13 protein-coding genes are annotated in these 19,328 nt (G+C 72.8%); 8 read left to right on the top strand and 5 right to left on the bottom strand.

The features are described 5' to 3' along the window. Nucleotides 1-25: 25 nt before the first annotated feature. The 3 genes from ACIRU3_RS10750 to ACIRU3_RS10740 all read left to right on the top strand — a co-directional run bounded on the left by ACIRU3_RS10750 (nucleotide 26) and on the right by ACIRU3_RS10740 (nucleotide 4,871). On the top strand, nucleotides 26-862 hold the full coding sequence (locus tag ACIRU3_RS10750; RefSeq protein ID WP_404054372.1) for a response regulator transcription factor: 837 nt from the start codon (nucleotides 26-28) through the stop codon (nucleotides 860-862). Between the two features lie 179 nt (nucleotides 863-1,041). After that, on the top strand, nucleotides 1,042-3,876 hold the full coding sequence (locus ACIRU3_RS10745) for an ATP-binding protein (protein WP_404054369.1): 2,835 nt from the start codon (nucleotides 1,042-1,044) through the stop codon (nucleotides 3,874-3,876). A gap of 203 nt (nucleotides 3,877-4,079) precedes the next feature. Continuing rightward, nucleotides 4,080-4,871: a S1 family peptidase gene (locus ACIRU3_RS10740; protein WP_404054366.1), complete on the top strand. Its 792-nt coding sequence runs from the start codon at nucleotides 4,080-4,082 to the stop codon at nucleotides 4,869-4,871. A 124-nt stretch (nucleotides 4,872-4,995) separates the two neighbouring features. On the opposite strand, the gene ACIRU3_RS10735 is transcribed toward ACIRU3_RS10740, so the two are convergent. Then, entirely contained in the window at nucleotides 4,996-6,105 is a 1,110-nt protein-coding gene (locus ACIRU3_RS10735) for a winged helix DNA-binding domain-containing protein (RefSeq protein WP_404054364.1), read from the bottom strand. Between the two features lie 153 nt (nucleotides 6,106-6,258). Between ACIRU3_RS10735 and ACIRU3_RS10730 the strand changes: the two genes are divergently transcribed. From ACIRU3_RS10730 to ACIRU3_RS10715, 4 genes are read left to right on the top strand one after another with little or no spacing between them, the layout of a single operon-like run. Continuing rightward, on the top strand, nucleotides 6,259-7,392 hold the full coding sequence (locus ACIRU3_RS10730; protein ID WP_404054361.1) for a magnesium and cobalt transport protein CorA: 1,134 nt from the start codon (nucleotides 6,259-6,261) through the stop codon (nucleotides 7,390-7,392). A gap of 42 nt (nucleotides 7,393-7,434) precedes the next feature. Further along, entirely contained in the window at nucleotides 7,435-8,433 is a 999-nt protein-coding gene (locus ACIRU3_RS10725) for a polyphosphate kinase 2 family protein (RefSeq protein ID WP_404054358.1), read from the top strand. Nucleotides 8,434-8,472: 39 nt separating this feature from the next. Then, a complete protein-coding gene (locus ACIRU3_RS10720; RefSeq protein ID WP_404054356.1) occupies nucleotides 8,473-11,196 on the top strand; it encodes a cation-translocating P-type ATPase in 2,724 nt (907 codons plus the stop codon). Continuing rightward, on the top strand, nucleotides 11,193-12,965 hold the full coding sequence (locus tag ACIRU3_RS10715) for a SulP family inorganic anion transporter (RefSeq protein WP_404054353.1): 1,773 nt from the start codon (nucleotides 11,193-11,195) through the stop codon (nucleotides 12,963-12,965). The genes ACIRU3_RS10720 and ACIRU3_RS10715 overlap by 4 nt, the downstream gene beginning before the upstream one ends. Before the next feature lie 14 nt (nucleotides 12,966-12,979). Here ACIRU3_RS10715 and ACIRU3_RS10710 read toward each other — a convergent pair whose 3' ends face one another. Next, nucleotides 12,980-14,323 carry a diacylglycerol/lipid kinase family protein gene (locus ACIRU3_RS10710; protein WP_404054351.1) on the bottom strand — a complete coding sequence of 448 codons (1,344 nt, stop codon included), beginning with the start codon at nucleotides 14,321-14,323 and terminating at the stop codon, nucleotides 12,980-12,982. A gap of 143 nt (nucleotides 14,324-14,466) precedes the next feature. Between ACIRU3_RS10710 and ACIRU3_RS10705 the strand changes: the two genes are divergently transcribed. Beyond that, nucleotides 14,467-15,309 (top strand): patatin-like phospholipase family protein, encoded by an 843-nt coding sequence (locus ACIRU3_RS10705; protein ID WP_404054349.1) that lies wholly within the window; start codon nucleotides 14,467-14,469, stop codon nucleotides 15,307-15,309. Between the two features lie 91 nt (nucleotides 15,310-15,400). On the opposite strand, the gene ACIRU3_RS10700 is transcribed toward ACIRU3_RS10705, so the two are convergent. Genes ACIRU3_RS10700 through ACIRU3_RS10690 form a run of 3 tightly spaced genes read right to left on the bottom strand, consistent with a single transcriptional unit; the run spans nucleotide 15,401 to nucleotide 19,283 of the window. Further along, nucleotides 15,401-16,720: an extracellular solute-binding protein gene (locus tag ACIRU3_RS10700; protein WP_404054346.1), complete on the bottom strand. Its 1,320-nt coding sequence runs from the start codon at nucleotides 16,718-16,720 to the stop codon at nucleotides 15,401-15,403. Then, nucleotides 16,717-17,751 carry a hypothetical protein gene (locus ACIRU3_RS10695; RefSeq protein ID WP_404054343.1) on the bottom strand — a complete coding sequence of 345 codons (1,035 nt, stop codon included), beginning with the start codon at nucleotides 17,749-17,751 and terminating at the stop codon, nucleotides 16,717-16,719. Before ACIRU3_RS10695 ends, ACIRU3_RS10700 begins: the two co-directional genes overlap by 4 nt. Then, complete coding sequence (locus tag ACIRU3_RS10690) at nucleotides 17,748-19,283, bottom strand: VWA domain-containing protein (protein ID WP_404054340.1); 1,536 nt, start codon at nucleotides 19,281-19,283, stop codon at nucleotides 17,748-17,750. The genes ACIRU3_RS10695 and ACIRU3_RS10690 overlap by 4 nt, the downstream gene beginning before the upstream one ends. Nucleotides 19,284-19,328: the final 45 nt, after the last annotated feature.

Genomic DNA, 19,328 nt, shown 5'->3' with positions numbered 1-19,328 from the left:
GTGACCGCGTCGAAGGAGCGATGAGGTGGCAGCAGAGGCCGTGGCGGCGGTGGAGATACGCGGTGCGCTGGTCCGGCTGCGGCGCGGCACAGGGCTCCCGGTCGCCTTCGGCGGGCTGGTCGAATCCGGCCGTCCGCGGATCCGCATCAGCGAACTGAGCGGCACCACCACCGCCGCCCTCAGCTCCCTGGCCGTGACCTCAGGCAACGGGCTGGGCGGCAAGGCGGTCGCGCTGGCCCGGCCGGTCGCGGTCACGGACTATTCCAGCTCGCGGCAGATCACCCACGAGTACGACGTCCCGGTGGCCGCCGAGGGCATCCGCTCGGTGCTCGCGGTACCGGTGGTGGTGCGGCGGCGGGTGCGCGGGGTGCTGTACGGCGCGCTGCGCTCGGCCCAGCCGCTGGGCGATCGCACCCTGGGCGCGGCGGTGGAGGCGGCGCGGGACGTGGAACAGGCGCTGGTGGCGAGGGACGAGGCGCGGGGGTTGCTGGCGGCGGCACGGCCGGAGCCCGCCGGCGGTCCCCGGGGCCCGGGTGCGGCCTGGGAGCAGGTGCGCGAGGCCCATGCGGCGCTGCGGGCGCTCGCGCCCCGGATCGCCGATCCGGACCTGCGGGCCGAACTGCTCGCCGCCTGCGGGCTGCTGACGGTTTCGCACCCCGTCGCGGGCGCGACCCTGGCGCCACGTGAGCTGGACGTGCTGTCCTGGGTGGCAGCGGGTGCCACGAACGCGGCCGTGGCAGAACGGCTGGGTCTGCGCCCGGAGACGGTGAAGGGGTATCTGCGCTCGGCGATGCGCAAGCTGGGCGCACACACACGAGGGGAGGCGGTGACCGCGGCACGCCGGGCGGGCCTGCTGCCGTAGGCGGGACGGCCTCTCGAGAGGCCCTCCGCAGCAGCCGTAAGGAAACTTGCCCATTCATACAGCGTCGCTTTGAATTTCCCTATGCGTGACCGTTTGTTATTTCCCTCACCACGGCTTCCGTCCGAATTTCAAGGATCGTTGCCTAGAATTTGGCCCGGACACGACTCAGGAGGGGAGCGGTGACCGTGCGACGGGACTTCCAGGAGCCTGCCCGATGCCACCCCGACCTGCTGATCGGCCGCGAGCAGCTGTTCGCGACGGCCCGTGACCAACTCGCCTCGGGCGGCAGTGTGCTGCTGCACGGCCCCGCCGGAATAGGGAAATCCACCGTCCTGCGGGCATTGGCCGAGGAATACGGCGCCACCGCACGCACCGTCTTGCGCTGCTCCGCCACGGAGTCCGAATCCCACCTTCCCTTCCTGGCCCTCGCCGACCTCCTCGGCCTGGTCCTCGACGACGTCTCCCCCCGGCTGCCCGCCGCCCAGCGCACGGCCCTGGAGTCGGCGCTCACCGGACGCGGCGAGTCCAGCCTCCAGCGCGACGGACTCGCGCTGCGCCTCGCGGTGCTCTCCGCGCTGCGCGCGCTCGCCGCGCGCGGACCGGTCCTCGTCGTCGCCGACGACCTGCAGTGGCTGGATCCGGCCAGCGCCGAACTGCTCGGCTTCGCCGCCCGCCGCCTCGAAGGCACCCCGGTACAACTGCTGTGCGCGGTGCGCACGGAGGGCCAGGAGAGCCAGGAGTACGACCGTCATCTGCGCGCCTGCCCTCCGGACACGGTCGCCGTCCGGCTCGGCCCGCTCACCCGCACCCAGGTGGCGCAGCTGCTCGACCACCGCGGTCACGGCTGCCTGTCGCGCTCCACGGTCCGCGAGATCCACCGCACCAGTGGCGGCAACCCGCTGTTCGCGCTGGAACTCGGCCGCGCCCTCGCCGAGAGCCCCACCCCGCCCCGGCCCGGCGAGCCGCTGCCGGTGCCGACCTCGCTGCGCGCCCTGGTGCTCAGCCGCCTGGACATGCTGTCGGTCGAGGCCCGCCGCACGCTGCTGGTGGCCAGCGCCGGCGCCCGCCCCACCCCGGCGCTGCTGCACGCGGCCGGCCGGGAGAACGCCGAGGCCGAGTGTGCCCAGGCCGCCGAACTCGGACTGCTGGCCACCGAGCAGGAGGCGCCGGCCGTACGGTTCGCGCACCCGCTCATCTCCGCCGCGCTGTACGCGGAGACGCCCGCACAGGAACGGCGGGCCGCGCACGCGGCACTGTCCACCGCGGCCTCCGACCCGATCGAACGGGCCCGGCACCTGGCCCTCGCCACCACCGGCACCGACCCCGAGGTGGCCGCCCGGCTCGCCGAGGCCGCGGCCCTCGCCCGGGACCGGGGCGCCCCGTCGGTCGCCGCCCAGCTGGGGCTCCTGGCCGCCCGGCACACTCCCGCCGACAGCGTGCCCGGCGCCGACGAGCGGCGGCTGCAGGCCGCCGAGGACGCGATCACCGCGGGCGAGGTCGATCTGGCCCGGGACATCGCCCGCGAGGTGCTCACCCGGGTCACGGTGCCCGCGGACCGGGTGCGGGCCTGGATCATCGTCATCGACACCGCCGGCCACACCATGGCGGAGGTCGACGCCGTCTTCCCGCAGGCCCTCGCCGACGCCGGCGACGATCCGCGGCTGCTGGCCCTGGTCCACTACCAGCTGGCGTGGCGCGCACTGATCGTCGAGGGCGACTTCACCGAGGCCCGGGAGGCGGCCGCGCACGCCGCCGAGCTGGCCGAGCGCGGCGCCGACCGGCGCACCGAACTGCTCTCCCTCGCCTTCCAGGCGCAGACCGAGACCCTGATGGGCCATCCGGAGGCTCCCCGGACCATCAAACGCGCCCTGAAGGAGCCCCAGGACCCGAGGGTGGCCTGCCACCACAACGGCGCGGGCAGCGCCCGGTTCCGCTGGCTGGTCATGGGCGACCAGCTGGCCGAGGCCCGGGCGACGGTCACCGCCCTGCTGCGCGAGGTGCGCCGCCGCGGCTCGGTGGAGAGCGAGGTGCACTTCCTGCGCGGCCTCGCCGAGACCGAGCTGCGCGCCGGGCACTGCGGCCGCGCCCTCGAACTGGCCCGCGACAGCCTCCGGCTCGCGCGGGACTCCGGCATCGGCGAGACCGCCTCGGCGATGCTCACCTCGCTCGCGGAGGCCTCCGGCGGGGACGTGGACCGCGCGCTGGCCCTGGCCCGGGAAGCGGTGGAGCACGCCGAGGAGGACGGCGACCAGATGTACCTGTCCAGGGCCCTGGGCGCCCTCGGGTACGCCCAGTTGGTGGCCGGCGACCCGGCGGGCACGGTCCGCTCGCTGCGCCGGGTGCGCCGCCTAGAGCTGGGCCTCGGCATCACCGACCCGGCGCGCGGCCGCTGGCACGGCGACCTCGCCGAGGCACTGGTGCGCATCGGTGAGCCGGCCGAGGCGCAGGACGTCATCGACACCAGCCGCGAGCACGCGCTCAGGCTCGGCCGGGACAGTGTGCTCGCGGTGCTCGACCGTGCGGAGGCGCTGGTGCGCGCCGCGGGCGGCGACCAGGAGGCCGCTGTCGCGCAGCTGACGTCCGCTCAGGACCGGCTCGCGAAGCTCGGCTACGGGCTGGAGGAGGCCCGGGCCGCGTTCGCGCTGGCCCAGCTGCGCACCCGGCCCCCCGAGACCGGCCAGCGCAGGACGACGGCGTACGACGAGGCCACCCGGCTGTTCCGCCGCTGCCGTGCTCTGCCGTGGTTGCGCCAGGTGGACGAAGCCCTCACCACCCCGGAGCCCGAGCCGGACCTCACGGTGCCGGACGCCCTGGACGCGCTGGCGGTGCTGGCCTCGATGGAGCGTCAGGTCGCCGCACTCGTCATGGAGGGCGCCACCAACAGGGAGATAGCCGCGCGGCTGTTCGTCAGTGTGAAGACGGTCGAGGCGACGCTGACCCGGGTCTACCGCAAGCTGGGGATCCGATCGCGCGTGGACATCGTCCGTTTGGCGGCCGCGCGGCGCGCGAAGTGACGGCACGCCAGGTTAACTGAGCCGGACCGAGGGTTTTCCCTCACCCAACCCCCTAGGGGGTTCCCTCATTGGGAGCCGAGGGATCCGGGTCCTAGCGTAAAGGGCGTGCCGCTCGCCCGGGCACACGGGGGTCGGTCCCGCGACCCCCGTGCACTCCCCCACACCCGCGCGACCCCCCACCGGCAATGCCACTGAGGAGACTCATGTTCGGGCTCAGACGTGCCAGAAAGACCGCCGCGACCCTGGTGGCCACCGCCGCCGCCGCAGCCACCGCGCTGATCGCCTCCCCCACCGCGACCGCCGCACCCCAGCCCATCGTGGGCGGTACGACCACCACCACGACGGCGTACCCCTTCATGATGCAGATCACCGACGCCTCCGGTAACCAGTTCTGCGGCGGCACCCTGGTGGCCGCCAAGAAGGTCGTGACAGCCGCGCACTGCATGGTCGGCGAGACGACCAGCAGTGTCCGCGTGGTCGGCGGCCGGACCTATCTGAACGGCACCAACGGCACGGTCAGCCGGGTGAGCAAGATCTGGATCAACCCGGACTACACCGACGCCACCAACGGCGACGACGTGGCCGTACTGACTTTGTCGACGTCGATGCCGTACACGAAGGCGTCGTACGTCTCCTCCTCCCAGACGGGTGTCTACGCGGCCGGCACCACGGCCCGGATCCTGGGCTGGGGCACCACCTCGGAGAGTGGCAGCTCCTCCAACCAGCTGCGGACCGCGACCGTCCCGACGGTGTCCGACTCCAGCTGCAAGAGCTCCTACGGTTCGGACTTCGTCCAGACCGACATGGTTTGCGCCGGATACACCTCCGGCGGCGTTGACACCTGCCAGGGCGACAGCGGCGGTCCCCTGCTCATCGGGGGCGTCCTGGCAGGGATCACTTCCTGGGGCGAGGGGTGCGCGGAGGCCGGTTACCCGGGTGTGTACACCCGGCTGACCACCTTCTCGAACCTGGTGACCGCGCAGGTCAACTCGTAACCCGGAAGAAGAACACCTGAGCATCCCTCAGGTAGATGCCAGGGGGGCGCTGCGGGCCACCACGAGCGGCCCGCAGCGCCTCCCTATCCATATGCGTACGACGCCGAGCCGTCCGGGGGGCGGCTCAGCGTCGTACGACCGCGGCGAACCGTATGTCGTACGACGCCCCGGGGTGCATCGTCTCCAGCATCCGCGCGCCCTCCGCGGTCACCTCCTCCCGCTGTGCCTTCGTCAGCCTCCCGAACGGCTCGACGACCAGAGCGGCGCCGTCCAGCTTCCACACTCCGGCCAGGAATCCGTCGACCAGGAGGGTGCAGTGGGCCTGGTTGCCCTGCCAGCTGCGGCCCCGGTACTCGGCGGGTACGACGCGGGTGCGGTCGGCGTGGGCGAGGAGGAGGTTGTCGAACTCCGGGAGGAAGCGGGGCGGGGCCGGGGTGCGGGGATCGGGCCGGGGCGCGTCGGGGAGGTCGAACAGTTCGACCCCGTGCGCGTCCCGGAAGGTGAGCAGCCGGGGGCGCAGACGCTCGAAGGCGTCCCGCAGCCGCGTTAGTCCGGCCCAGGTCTGCATGTCCTTGACCGAGGCGGGGCCGAAGGCGGCCAGGTAGCGCAGGACCACGGCATCGGGCGCGGGAGCGGGCTCGGCCGGGCGGCCCAGCCAGTGCTCGGCGGTGGTCAGGGCGACCTGCCCGCTGCGACCCCACAGGCCGCGCGGGGTCACCTGGACCAGGGGCAGCCGGCAGCGGGCGGCGACGCCGAGGGACTGCGGGTCGGCGTCCGGCCACTCGGCGCCGAGCGCCTCACGCAGCTGGGCCATGGTGCGGGGCTCGGCCTCCACCAGGTCGCGGGCGAGTGCGGCCAGCCGGTCCAGGTCGACGCCGTCGAGGCCCTTGCGGAAGTTCGTCAGCTCCCGGTCCCGGGCGGCCTGGACGAGCGGCCGCAGGGTCAGACAGTCCGCGGCGGTGTGGGTGTGGATGGTCGAGCGGAGGGTGACGATGCGGACCGTCTCCCGGGCGGCCATGAGCGCGGACAACTGCTCCGGGGCGAAACCGTGCAGCCGGGCGGCGAGGGCGTAGTACGGGGGCTTGACGTTCTGTGCCTGGAGGCCGAGGAGGTGCCGTACCGCGTCCGCGGCGGACAGCGCGGAGCGGCACAGCAGGAGCTGTCGGTCCAGGGTGGCGCGGTTCAGGGCGCGGGTGTCCAGGAGGGGGGCCCGCGCTGCGCTGCTCTTTGTCATGCTCGCACGCTAACGCCCCTTGCGGACACCTTCTGTCCGCAACTCTCGCCGAACCAGGGACCGGTTCCGGGCACCCGGAACCGGAGGCCACCGCTATCCTGCACGTACCCCGCTTCGATCACGCCGTACGCAGGCTCGACGGAGAGGCAGCCGATGTCCGATCGACCCCACGGCAGAAACGGCGGCCGGAGGTCGGTCTGGCGCCGTGCCGTCACCGCCGCCCCCGCCGTCGAAGCACCCACGGCCGCCCCCGAGCCGGCCGAGCCGGCGAGCATCGTCCAGGCGGCCCTGTACCGCGACGGCGTCCGGGTCTCCTCCCCCGCCGGTCTCGCCGAGACCTTCGGCGAGCTGCGCAAGGAGCCCTCGGGCATGGCGTGGATCGGCCTCGCCCGCCCCACCGAGGCCGAACTCCTCTCCCTGGCGGCCGAGTTCGACCTGCACCCGCTGGCGGTCGAGGACGCGATGGAGGCCCACCAGCGGCCGAAGCTGGAGCGCTACGGCGACACGCTGTTCGTCGTCCTGCGTGCCGCCCGCTATCTGGACGCCCCCGAGGAGGTCGACTTCGGCGAGCTGCACGTCTTCGTCGGCCCCGACTTCGTCCTCACCGTCCGGCACGGCGCGGCCCCCGACCTGACCGCGGTCCGCCGCCGTATGGAGGGCTCCCCCGAGCTGCTGAAGCTGGGCCCCGAGGCGGTCCTGTACGCCATCCTCGACGCGGTCGTCGACGGCTACGCGCCCGTGGTCTCCGGCGTCCAGAACGACGTCGACGAGATCGAGACCGAGGTCTTCCGCGGCGATCCCGAGGTCTCCCGCCGCATCTACGAACTCTCCCGCGAGATGGTCGAGTTCCAGCGCGCCACCCGCCCGCTGGTCGGCATGCTGCACGGTCTGATGGCGGGTTTCGCCAAGTACGAGACCGACGAGGAACTCCAGCGCTATCTCCGTGACGTCGCCGACCACGTCACCCACATCAGCGAGCGCGTGGACGGCTTCCGGCAGGCCCTCACCGAGATCCTCACCGTCAACGCGACCCTGGTCACCCAGCAGCAGAACGCGGAGATGCGGGCACTCGCGGAAGCGGGGTTCGAGCAGAACGAGGAGGTCAAGAAGATCTCCAGCTGGGCGGCGATCCTGTTCGCGCCCACCTTGGTCGGGACCATCTACGGCATGAACTTCGACCACATGCCGGAACTGCACTGGGGTTTCGGCTACCCGCTCGCGATCGGCCTGATGGGCGTGGTGTGCGTCAGCCTGTACGTGATCTTCAAGCGGAAGGACTGGCTCTGATCCCGGCGGGCGATCTTGCCCGCACGACCGGAGAATGAGCGTGTGGACGAGAGAGCCGCACGCATCGCGGACTTCATCGAGCCGCTGCGGGTGGCCCCCGGTTCGGCGGTGGACCTGGCCCGGGACTTCGACCCCCGCTACAAGGCCGGTCTGAAGAAGCAGGACGGGGTGGACCTGCTGCGCGCCGGGGTGGCTCTGCTGGCCGAGTACCAGGAGCGGCTGGCCGCCCAGAACACCTACGGCGTGCTGCTGTGTCTGCAGGCCCTGGACGCCGGCGGCAAGGACGGCACCATCCGGCACGTGATGAGCGGCGTCAATCCGCAGGGCGTGAAGGTGAGCAGCTTCAAGGTGCCCTCCACCGAGGAACTCGACCACGACTACCTGTGGCGCTACGCCCTGCGGCTGCCCTCACGCGGAGAGATCGCCATCTTCAACCGCTCCCACTACGAGGAGGTCCTCGTCGTACGCGTGCACCCCGAGAACCTCGTCCGGCAGAAGCTGCCGGAGCGGGCGCGCGGAAAGAACGTCTGGAAGCGGCGCTACCGCGAGATGAACGAGTGGGAGCGCTACCTCACGGACAACGGGTTCACGGTGGTGAAGGTCCTCCTGAACCTGTCCAAGGAGGAGCAGCGCACGCGCTTCCTGAAGCGGATCGACCTGCCGGAGAAGAACTGGAAGTTCTCCGCTGCCGACGCCCGGGAGCGCCGGTACTGGGACGACTACCAGCGGGCGTTCTCCGAGATGCTCTCGGCCACCAGTACCCCATGGGCTCCCTGGTACGTCGTACCGGCGGACCGGAAGTGGTTCGCACGGATCTGCACGGCGGCGATCCTCGCGCACACCCTGATGGACATCGATCCCCGCTACCCCGAGGTGGGCGAGGAGGCGCGGCAGGACCTGCTGGCCGCCCGCCGGGAGCTGGAGCAGGAGGCACCCTCCGGTGCCGCGGCCGATCCCTATGCGGAGCGGCATCCGTCCGCGAAAGGCGGGCGCAGGTCCGGCCACGGACGGCCGGCGGGTGAGAAGCGCGGCCGAGGCTGAGGGACCGGGACGCGCGCGGACCGGATCGGAGGCAGGGCCATGACGGTGCAGCCGAATTCCGTGGGTGCAGTGTCCAGGGCGTCGCAGGAGGCCTGGTACGGGCGGTCCGCCGCGGAGGCCGTGGCCGCGTTGGGTGCCGATCCGGCGGTCGGGCTCTCCTCGGCCCGGGCGGCCGAGCTGCGGGCCGCGCACGGCCCGAACGCCCTGCCCGAGGAGAGACGGGCCCCGGCCTGGCGCCGGTTCCTCGCGCAGTACCGCAGCTACATGCAGCTCGTGCTGGTGGCGGCCGCGATCGTCTCGATGGTCGTCCGGGAGTGGACCACCGGAATCCTGCTGATCGTGCTGACCCTGCTGAACGCGGTCGTCGGCCTGCGTCAGGAGGGCAAGGCCGAGAGCGCGATGAACGCGCTGAAGTCGATGCTGGAGGCCACGGCGCGGGTGCGCAGGGACGGTGCGGAGGCCGAGATCCCCGCGGAACAGCTCGTGGTCGGCGACATCGTGCTGATCGCCGCCGGGGACCAGGTGCCGGCGGACGGACGCATCATCGAGGCGAGCGCCCTGCAGATCGACGAGTCGGCGCTCACCGGGGAGAGCGTGCCGGCCGCCAAGGACACCGCCACGGTGCCGGGCGACCGGCTGCCGCCCGGTGACCAGACCGACATGGCGTTCATGAACACGCCGGTCACCCACGGCAGCGGTGTCCTCGTGATCACCGCCACCGGGGCGGACACCGAGCTGGGCAAGATCTCCGGGATGCTGTCGGCGACCGAGAAGGAAGTACCGCCCCTGACCAGGGAGCTGGACACCCTGACCCTGTGGATCACGGGTGCGGCGGGGCTGACCATGATCGTGATGTTCGTCCTGGGACGGAGCCGCGACCAGGCCTGGGACGCGCTGTTCGTGAGTGCGGTCTCGCTCGCCATCGCCGCCATCCCGGAGGCCCTGCCGACCGTGACCCAGGCGATCCTCTCCGTCGGCAGCCTCAACCTGGCGAAACGCAACGCCATCGTGATGGAACTGCCGTCGGTCGAGACGCTGGCGTTCACCTCGGCGATCAACTCGGACAAGACCGGCACCCTGACGATGAACCAGATGACCGCCGTGGAAGTCCTCACCCCCACCGACCGGTACACCGTCTCGGGCACGGGCTACGGGCTGGAGGGGAGGATCCGGCACGCCGCGGGCTCGTCCGCGGGCATCGAGGACGCGATCCTGCCTTATGTCGTGGCCGGCGACGCGAAGCTGGTGGACGGCGAGGTGGTCGGTGACCCGACGGAGGGCGCGCTGTTGGTGCTGGCCCACAAGGCGGGCCTGGACACCGACGCCACCCGGGAGCGTCTGCCCCGGCTCGCCACCCTGCCGTTCGACCCTGCCTACAAGCTGATGGCCACCTTCAACTCGGCGGTCGACACCGCCGGCCGGCCGGTCGTGCGGTGCTTCGTCAAGGGCGCGGCGCCCGCGGTGACAGCGCGTGCGGCGAGCGCGCTCGGGGCGGGCGGGACCGTTCCGTGGGACGCCGAACTGCGGGCCCGCGCCGCGGCACAGACCGAGCGCATGGGAGGCGAGGGGCTCCGGGTGATGGCCGCCGCCACCCGCGATCTGGACCCGGCCGGCTTCGATCCGGACGCGGACCTGCTCGGCTACGTCACCGAGCTGCGGGTGACCAGTCTCGTCGGCATGGTCGATCCGCCCCGCGCGGAGTCGAGGGCCGCCGTCGCGGACGCCCGGGCGGCGCACATCACGGTCCGCCTGGTGACCGGCGACGACGTCACCACCGGAGCGGCGATCGCCCGGCAGATCGGCATCCCCGGCGAGGCCGTTCTCGGCGCCGACTTCGCCGCCCTGAGCGAGGAGGAGCAACTCGCCCGCATCGACGGCATCGGAGTCGTCGGGCGGGTCGCGCCGGAGCACAAGGTGCTGCTCGCCGACACGCTGAAGAAGAGGGGCCACGTCGTGGCGATGACCGGGGACGGCGTCAACGACGCGCCCGCCATCAAGGCCGCCGACATCGGCATCGCCATGGGCAGCGGCACGGACGTGGCGAAGAACGCCGGCCGGATGATCCTCTCCGACGACAACTTCGCGACCATCGTGTACGCCGTCGAACAGGGCCGGACCATCTACGACAACCTCACCAAGTACATCCGGTTCGTCCTCCTCCTGCTGGTCACCTTCGTGCTGTCGTTCCTCGGCGCCACCGTCCTCGACATCGCGGCGGGCGAGCCCTTCACCCCGCCGCAGGTGCTGTGGATCCACTTCGTGGTCAACGCCTCCTTCGGCTTCGCCCTCGGCTTCGACCGGGAGAGCCCCGGGCTCATGCTCCGCAGGCCGCGTCCGCGCGGGGAGTCGGTGCTCACCCGGCCCGTCCTGGTCACGGTCGGGCTCGCCGGGCTGGCGATCACCGTGGTCCTGCTCGGGCTGATCAGGCTCGGCCAGGCCCTCTTCGACAGCGTCGCCATCGGTCAGTCGGTCGCGTTCACCGCCTTCGCGCTCTGCCTGATCGTTGCCGCGTTCGAATGCCGCAGCGAGACGGAGTCCGTCCTGACGTCGTCCACGTTCGACAGCAAGCAGATGAACTGGGTGGCCTTCGCCCAGTTCGTGCTCGCCGTGATGGTGACCCAGCTGGACGGCTTCCGCCGCATCCTGGGGACGACCGAGATCAACGCACGGCAGTTCGGCGGGGCACTGCTGTCCGCGCTCGCGCTGCTGCTGGTGTGGGAACTGGGCAAGCTGCTGGCACGCCGGTCGAGGGGCGCCGGGTGAGCGGACGTCCCGGCCCCTGTGCCGGCCGCTGGGCCGCCTCCCGTATCAGGGCCGTTCCCGGGGTCCGTGCCCTGTCCGCGTACCGGCGCGAGTGGCTGCCGAAGGACCTGGTCGCCGGAGTCGTCCTCACCACGCTGCTGGTGCCGCAGGGCATGGCCTACGCCGAGCTGGCGGGCCTGCCGACCATCACCGGTCTCTACACGACGATCCTCTGTCTGCTCGGTTACGCGGTGTTCGGGCCGTCCCGGATCCTGGTGCTCGGACCGGACTCCTCGCTGGGGCCGATGATCGCCGCCACCGTGCTGCCCCTGGTGGCGGCCGGCGGGGACCCCGACCGGGCGGTCGCGCTGGCCTCGGTGCTCGCACTCATGGTCGCGGCGCTCATGATTCTCGGCTCGGTGGCACGGCTCGGCTTCATCGCGGACCTGATCTCCAAACCCACGATGATCGGCTACATGAACGGTCTGGCCCTCACCATCCTGATCGGCCAGCTGCCCAAGCTGCTCGGGTTCGAGGTCGAGGCGGAGAACCTGGTCGGGGACTGTGCCGGCCTCGTGCACCGGCTCGCCGAGGGTGCGGTGGTGCCGGCCGCGGCCGCGGTGGGCGTCGGCGGCATCGCCCTGATCCTGGTGCTGCAGCGACTGCTGCCCAAGCTCCCCGCGGTGCTCGTGATGGTGGCGCTGGCGATCGCCGCGACCACGGCCTTCGACCTGGGCGCGCACGGTGTCGCCCTGGTCGGCGAACTGCCCGAGGGTTTCCCGCCGTTCAGCGTCCCGCACGTCCGGCTCGCCGACCTCGCGCCGCTGTTCGGCGGTGCGCTGGGCATCGCCCTGGTCTCCCTGGCCGACACGATCTCCAACTCCTCGGCCTTCGCGGCCCGCACCGGGCAGGAGGTCCGCGGCAACCAGGAGATGGCGGGCGTCGGTGCCGCGAATCTCGCGGCAGGTCTCTTCCAGGGCTTCCCGGTCAGCACGAGCGGCTCCCGTACGGCGGTGGCCGAGCGCGCCGGCGCCAGGAGCCAGCTCACGGGAGTCGTCGGAGCGCTGCTGATCGTCCTCATGCTCGTACTGGCTCCGGGCATGTTCCGCGACCTTCCGCAGCCGGCTCTCGCCGCCGTCGTCATCACGGCCTCGCTGTCCCTGGCCGAGCTGCCGGGGGTCGTACGGCTGTGGCGGCAGCGCCGGACGGATTTCCTGCTCTCGGTCGCCGCCTTCCTGGGGGTGGCCCTGCTCGGCGTCCTGCCGGGGATCGCGCTCGCCGTGGCCCTGTCCGTGTTCGACGTCTTCCGGCGCGCGTGGTGGCCGTACAACACGGTGCTGGGGCGGGTGAGCGGCCTGGAGGGATATCACGACGTGCGGTCCCACCCCGGGGCCGAGCGGCTTCCCGGCCTGGTGATCTACCGGTTCGACGCCCCGCTGTTCTTCGCCAACGCCAGGACGTTTCGCGACGCGGTACGACGCCTGGCGCGCGCCGAGCCGCGGCCGCGCTGGATCCTGATCGCGGCGGAGCCGGTGACCGACGTGGACACCACCGCCGCCGACGTTCTGGAGGAGCTGGACGAGGACCTCAACGCCGACGACGTCCACCTCGTGTTCGCGGAGCTGAAGGACCCGGTGCGGCGCAAGATCGAACGGTACGGACTCACCCGCACCATCGACCCCGGCCACTTCTTCCCCACCGTGGAGGCCGCCGTCGCCGCCTTCAGGCTGCGCACCGGTGCGCAGTGGACACCCGTTGAGCAGCCTCCCGCGCCGGCCGATGAGCCGTGACCGCGCTCAGGCGCTCAGGTGCTCTCGCGTCCTGCCGCGACCCGGCCCATCGTCAGGGCCAGGCGCCGTACCCTGCGCCAGTCCATCGGCGGCGCGGTGCGCGGCACCCCGGGGCGGTGCCGTGGCACCCGTACGCGCAGGGCTCCGGGTGCCAGCCGGCAGTGGACCGGGGTGGGCAGCATCAGGGCCTCGCCGTCGACCCCGACCGGGATGACGGGAGCGTCGGCGTCGACGACGACCTCGCGGGCGGTGACCGCGGTGAGCCCGCGGCTGCGCTCCCCGAGCAGCAGCAGCTCCGTCGCCTGTGCCGCGGTGTCGACCTCGACGACCAGCACTCCCAGCTCGCCGGAGTCCAGCCGCTCCCGGCGCCCCAGCCCCGCCGCGTCGCCGCTCAGATAGGGATTGTTGCTCACCAGGACGGCCTGGGGATCCGCCAGGACCTGCGCACCGGCCCGGACCGTCAGCCGTGCGCCGCTCTGGTGGGTCAGCAGGTCCGGCAGCATCTCCAGGGTGGTGCGGGCCTTGTCCTCGCGGTAGGCGGGGCTCTGCACCACGGCCGCGTACACGCCGAACGAGGCGTTGTTGACGAAGACGCGCTCCGCGCCGCTGTCCGCGGGCTGCTGCCCGGCGCGGATGTACCCGAGGTCGATGCGGAGTTCGACGCCGTCGGTCAGCGCTTCCAGGCACGTCGAGGGATCCTGCCGGTCCAGGCCCAGATCCATGGCGAAGTGGTTGCGGGTGCCCGCGCTGATCACCACGAACGGGATGTCGTGCTCCGCGGCCACGCCGGCGACCAGGGCCTGCGTACCGTCTCCGCCCGCGACGCCGAGCAGGTCGGCTCCCCGCCGGACGGCCCGCCGTGCCAGCTCGGCCACGTCCTGGTGGTGGGCCGGGTCCAGCATGACGACCTCCGCGCCCAGGGCCCGGGCCCGCTCCGCCAGGAGGAACTTCTCGACCTTCCCGCCACCGGAGCGCGGGTTCATGATCAGGAAGGGTCGCCGGGACCCGCGGACGGCGCGCTCCGGCATCCGGGGTGCGGTGTCGTCGGCGAGTGCGGCCCTGCCCGCGGAGACGGCCAGCGTCCACAGTCCGAGCGAGACCAGCACGACCCACAGCAGCCCGGCGGCCGCGTACAGCCACAGGACGGCGAGCGGCGCGGCGATCACCAGCAGCGCGGCCAGCGCCCTGGTCCTTCCTCTGCGGGTCAGCAGCCACCACATGCCGGCCGCGGTGAGCACCAGCCCGGCCACGCCCACGCCCACGAGCACGACGCTGCCGAGCCCGGCGAAGACCAGCAGCACCGCCACCGCCGCCGCGCCCGCCAGCAGGGCCAGACGCGCGGTCCAGCGCCGGTTCATGGGCCAACCTCCCGTCGCGTAGGCGTCGGCATCCACTTCAGGCTATGAGCCGGCACCCGGCACGGCACGTCCGGCGGACCGCGGGAATGCGGGCGCCGCTGCCGGTGTCGTTCCCTGTGGATCACGGACTTCAAGGAGCTGACATGACCGAGGCGTTGGTGCTGGGCGGCGGCGGGGTGGGCGGGATCGCGTGGATCACCGGGCTGCTGGCGGGGCTCGCCGACACCCGGCAGGGCATGACAGGAGCGGATCTCTTGCTCGGGACCTCCGCGGGGGCGACCGTCGCGGCACAGGTGGGCAGCGGGCTCGGGCTGGAGGAGTTGTACGCCCGGCAGGTGGATCCGGCCCGGCAGGCCGCCGAGATCATGGCCGAGATGGACCTGGAGAAGTTCGCCGCGGAGATCGGCGCCGCGCTGGGCGCCTCCGCCTCGGTGCCCGAGATGCGGCGGGCCGTCGGGCGGATGGCGCTGGCGGCGCGGACCGTGCCGGAGCCGGAGCGGCGTGCGGTGATCGAGTCCAGGCTGCCGTCCCACGGCTGGCCCGAGCGCGCGCTGAAGGTCGTCGCCGTGGACGCCGAGAGCGGCGAGGCACGGGTGTTCGACAAGGACTCCGGCGTGCCCCTGGTCGACGCGGTCGCCGCGAGCTGTGCCGTGCCGGGTGTGTGGCCGCCGGTGACGATCGACGGGCGCCGGTACGTCGACGGCGGAGTGCGGTCCATGGCCAACGTCGACCATGCGGCCGGTGCCGACCGGGTGCTGGTGCTCGCGCCGATGGGGACGGCCGATCCCTTCCCGAGTGAGCAGCCGTTGGAGGTGGCCGTCGAGGAACTGCGCGCCCGGGGTGCCGAGGTCGTGGTCGTCACCCCCGACGAGGCATCGCTGGCTGCGATCGGCGACAACGCACTGGACCCGTCCACCCGGCGCCCGGCCGCGGAGGCGGGACGGGCCCAGGGACGGACGGTGCGGCTTCCCTGGAGCCACGCCTGAGCGACGCATGCACCGACCCGTGTGTCCCGCCCGAAGGGGCACACCGGTCTCCGGCGGCCGGGGGCCGCGCCGCAAACGCCGGCGGCGCCGCTCAGGAGCCCTGGTCGCACACCGACGGCAGCCATGTCAGGTGCTCGTCGCTCCTGAGGGTGTCCAGGTACGTCAGCCGGCCGTCCAGGTGCTTGTCGCTCGGGTCGGCGAGGAAGTCGATGGTCGCCTGGGCGAAGGCGTCACGGACCGGGGGCGGCATCGCGTCGGAGGCGTCGAAGCAGTGGACCGCCTCGGGGGACAGGAGGGTGTCGGCCAGCGTGCGGTGCCAGCCGGCGGCGGAGTCGGCGGCGGGCTGCGCCCCGGCGTGCACGGAGAAGCCGGACTCCTTGGCGCTCCAGGCCCGCTGGGCCCCGGCGGAGGCGAGGTGGCTGATCAGCTCCTGCGCCTGCGGGGTGTCGTGCAGCAGGGCGACCAGATCGCCGGAGACCTCCCAGGAGTTCCGCTCGGTGGCGCCCGGGATCAGGCGGGCCGACGGTGCGTACCGGCCGCGTGCCTCCTGCCACGGGTCCAGGTTGCGGATGAAGGACGCCTGGTGCTCCAGCGTGCACTGCGGCGGGTTGGTGGTGACCAGCTCGGACACCTTCTGGTACTCGGTCCGCAGGGCGCGCAGGACGAGGTCCCTGGAGCCTCCGGCGCCCACCAGGTCCCCCCAGGTGGTCCAGGCCCGCTTCACCTCCTTGGACTGCCAGGGCAGGCTGCCGCGCGCCCATCGCTCGTAGGTCCGCGGGCCGTTCTGCTGCAGCAGGATGTCCTCGATCCAGTCGGTGCCGGGCCAGCCGCTGGTGGCGCCGGAGCCCATGCCGAGGCACCACTGGTCCGGTCGTTTCGCGACCTCCTGGAGTTGCCCCGGGTGCGTGCGCGCGGGGTACCAGACGATGCTCTTGAGGTCGGCCTTGAGCGGGAACCAGTACACGTGTCCCTTCAGAGGCATGGCCCAGGACTCGCTGAAGTCGCCCCGTGGGATGAGTTTCTCCAGCGGCTCGAGCTGCTTCTGTCCGGCGTAGGCGGCGAGTTCGCCGGGGCCGGTGAGCACCACCACGTCGGGCGGCGTGCCGGCCTCGACGTCGGCGCTGAGCACCTGACTCTCTGCGGAGCTGCCCTGGTAGTCGACGTGGATGTGGTACTTGCGCTCGAAGGGGTCGATGACCGCCTCGCGGAAGTACCGCGCGTCCTTGCCCGTCCAGTTCGCCAGCAGGGTGACGGTCGGTTCCTGTCCGAGGGTGCGTACGCCCACCACGAAGGCCGCCGCCAGCACGGCCAGGCAACTCGTCACGACGGTGACCGTGCGCACCGTGCGGCGCGAGGGGCGTCGCCGGGCACCGGGGGCGGCCGCCGCGGGGCCGCTTACGGGGGCGCTCACCGGGGCCTGAACCGGTAGTCGTTGATGTGCTGCCGCAGACCCGTCTCGGTCAGCGCCATGAGCACGATGCCTCCTATCACGATCCATGCCGAGGCCGCCGCGCGCAGGCCGGTGTGGGCCAGATACGAGGCGGCGTGCTGCCCCGCGTCCGTGACGGCCTGCCCGGCCACCACCCGGTCGAGCAGACCGCGCGTGTCCGTCATGCCCTGGCGCGTCCACACCGTGAACAGCACGAGGACGGCGAATCCACCGGCCAGCAGAGCGCCCGCGGCGATGAGTTGACGGTTGTACCTGCGCCGGAAGCGGCGGCGCAGGAAGAGCTGGGTCTCCAGGAGGGCCGCACCCAGGGCGAGGACGAACAGGGCGGCCACGCTCCAGCCGAGCCACAGCAGCCACCCGAAGGAGGTCTGCCGCCCGACCACGGCCCGCTGCTGGTCCTGCAGCAGCTTCAGCCGGTCCTCGATGCCGGTCTCCTCGGCCTTCAGCATGCTGGTCGCGTAGCTCAGGTAGGCGTCCCGCAACACGCTCCTCTCGGGCTGCAGTTGGGCCTGCTGGACCATCCCGGTGTATCCGGTGATCAGTCCGGCGACCGTCTGCAGGGCCTGCCGGTCGGCGGGGCCGCCCACGTCGTCGGCGGCGGCCACGGCGAGGCTCTGCGCGGCCACCGAGATCTGCTTCTGGATCTCACTGGTCGACGGGGTCGCCCCGGTCGCGTTCGCCTGTGCCTCTCCGAGCGCGTACAGCGCGGTGTCGATGGCGACGACGGCGGGAGCGCTGGAGGTGCGCAGCGGGTTGGCGTCCGCGTGGACGCCTTCGTAGGAGAGGAACAGGGTCAGGGTCAGCAGGGCCGACAGGGCCAGCAGCAGCCGACGGCGCACGGAGAGGTCGTACACGGTCGTACTGCCCCGGTCCGGCGGGCGCCGCCCGGCGCCGAGCAGGCGGCCGAGGAGGCGGGGCAGCGGGTCCCGGTCGCGGGGGCCCGTGGCGGCGTGCATGCCCAGACCCGCCCGCGCTCGCACGTCGACGCTCACACGGCCCCCTCGAGCAGACGTCCGCATTCGCCCCCGCAGTACACCGAGTCGGCCGGGCCGAGCCACTTGCAGTCCGGGCACTCGACCAGGTCGTCGGCACCGGCCGGCCCGCCGGCGCCCGCGGCGCGCGGAGCCGCCGGGCGCGCGGCGGGCGGTGGAGCGGCCTGCTGCTGCGGGGGTGTGGTCATGGCGCTGGAGAGGATCAGGTGCTGCCAGTCGACGTCCTTGAGGCTGTCACGGACCCGGCCCGTGCCCGGTGCGGCCTCGATGCGGCGCAGGGCGCCCAGCAGCTGGGCGTCACCCAGTTCCCCGGCCAGCGCCAGCGCCCGGGCGAGTTCCCGGTCCGCCTCCGCCCTGCCCTCCGCGCGGCGCAGCCAGGCCCGGTAGGCACGGGCCACGGCCGCGCCGGCGTGCTGGTACAGCTCGTGGCGGCGGACCCCGGGATGCGGCCGGGAGGCGTCCAGCGGGTTGTCGGTCCAGCGGACCAGGACGGGCTGCGGTGCGGGCAGCCGCACGGTACGCCCGAAGTCGGGTACGACCACGTCGACGGCGGCGAGCTGGAGATCCTCGCCGATCTCGCGGCCGGTCGGGTCGGCGGTCAGCACGACCTGGAAGTGCCGGGTCTCCTCACCCCAGGCACGGGTGACGTACTCGGCGCCCCGCCCGCCGAACTCGGTGCCGGTGGCGAGGAGTTCCTGTTCGCCGGGGACGACCTGCTTGACCTGGCGGATCACCGTACCGGGGGTCGGGGTGAGCCTGATGCGCAGCTCGGGGACGGCCGTGCCGAGCAGTCCGTTCACCAACTCCTCGTACGCGGCGGGAAGTTCGGACTCCCTGCGGACGGCCCCGGCCCGGCCGTGCAGCCGCCGGGTGATGCTCAGCAGCAGGTCGGCGTCCCAGTCGTCGCCGATGCCCCACGCGTCGCAGACGAACCGGCCTTCACAGGCCTCCAGGGCGGTGTCCAGGCGCATGGCGGCACGGTGGTCGTGCTCATTGCGTCCGTCGGTGAGCAGCAGGACGTGTTTGACAGGCGCGGACTGCTTGCTCAGCAGCCGCCGGGCCAGGTCGAGCCAGTGGCCGATGGCGGTGCCGCCGTCCGCGTCCAGGATCCGCACGGCGCGTTCGGCGGCCTCGCGCTCGGCGGGCCCGGCGACGGCCATGACCTCACGGCCGGGGCCGGGGTGGACCAGCGTGGCGTCGAACCGGCCGGAGAGCACCGCGAACGCGGTGCCCTCCGGAAGGAGCCGGAGAGCCGCGACCGTCGCGTCCTTGGCGGCGTGCAGTTTGGCGTCCGGGTGGAGCATGGAGCGGGAGGTGTCGATGATCAGTACCTCGGCGAGGGCGGACCCGGCCCCGCGGGCGGCCCCGGTGACGACACCCGGGGCGCCGTTGCTCCTGACCCCGATCTCCAGGATGGCGTGCATCTCCCGGGCGCGGGGCTGCCCGGCCGCGGTGGGCACGGCGGGCAGTTCCTTCTGCTGGCCGACGGCGAGGGTCACCGCGATGTCCTCGGCGTTCTCGGCCACACTCATGGCTTGGTCACCCTCGCTTCCCTGTGAAGTCTCTTGTGCCCGGAG

The organism is Streptomyces sp. NPDC101151 (assembly GCF_044768335.1).
GTDB lineage: Bacteria > Actinomycetota > Actinomycetes > Streptomycetales > Streptomycetaceae > Streptomyces.
The sequence above is the reverse complement of the archived record's forward strand: the minus strand, read 5'-3'. Positions and strand labels throughout refer to the sequence as shown.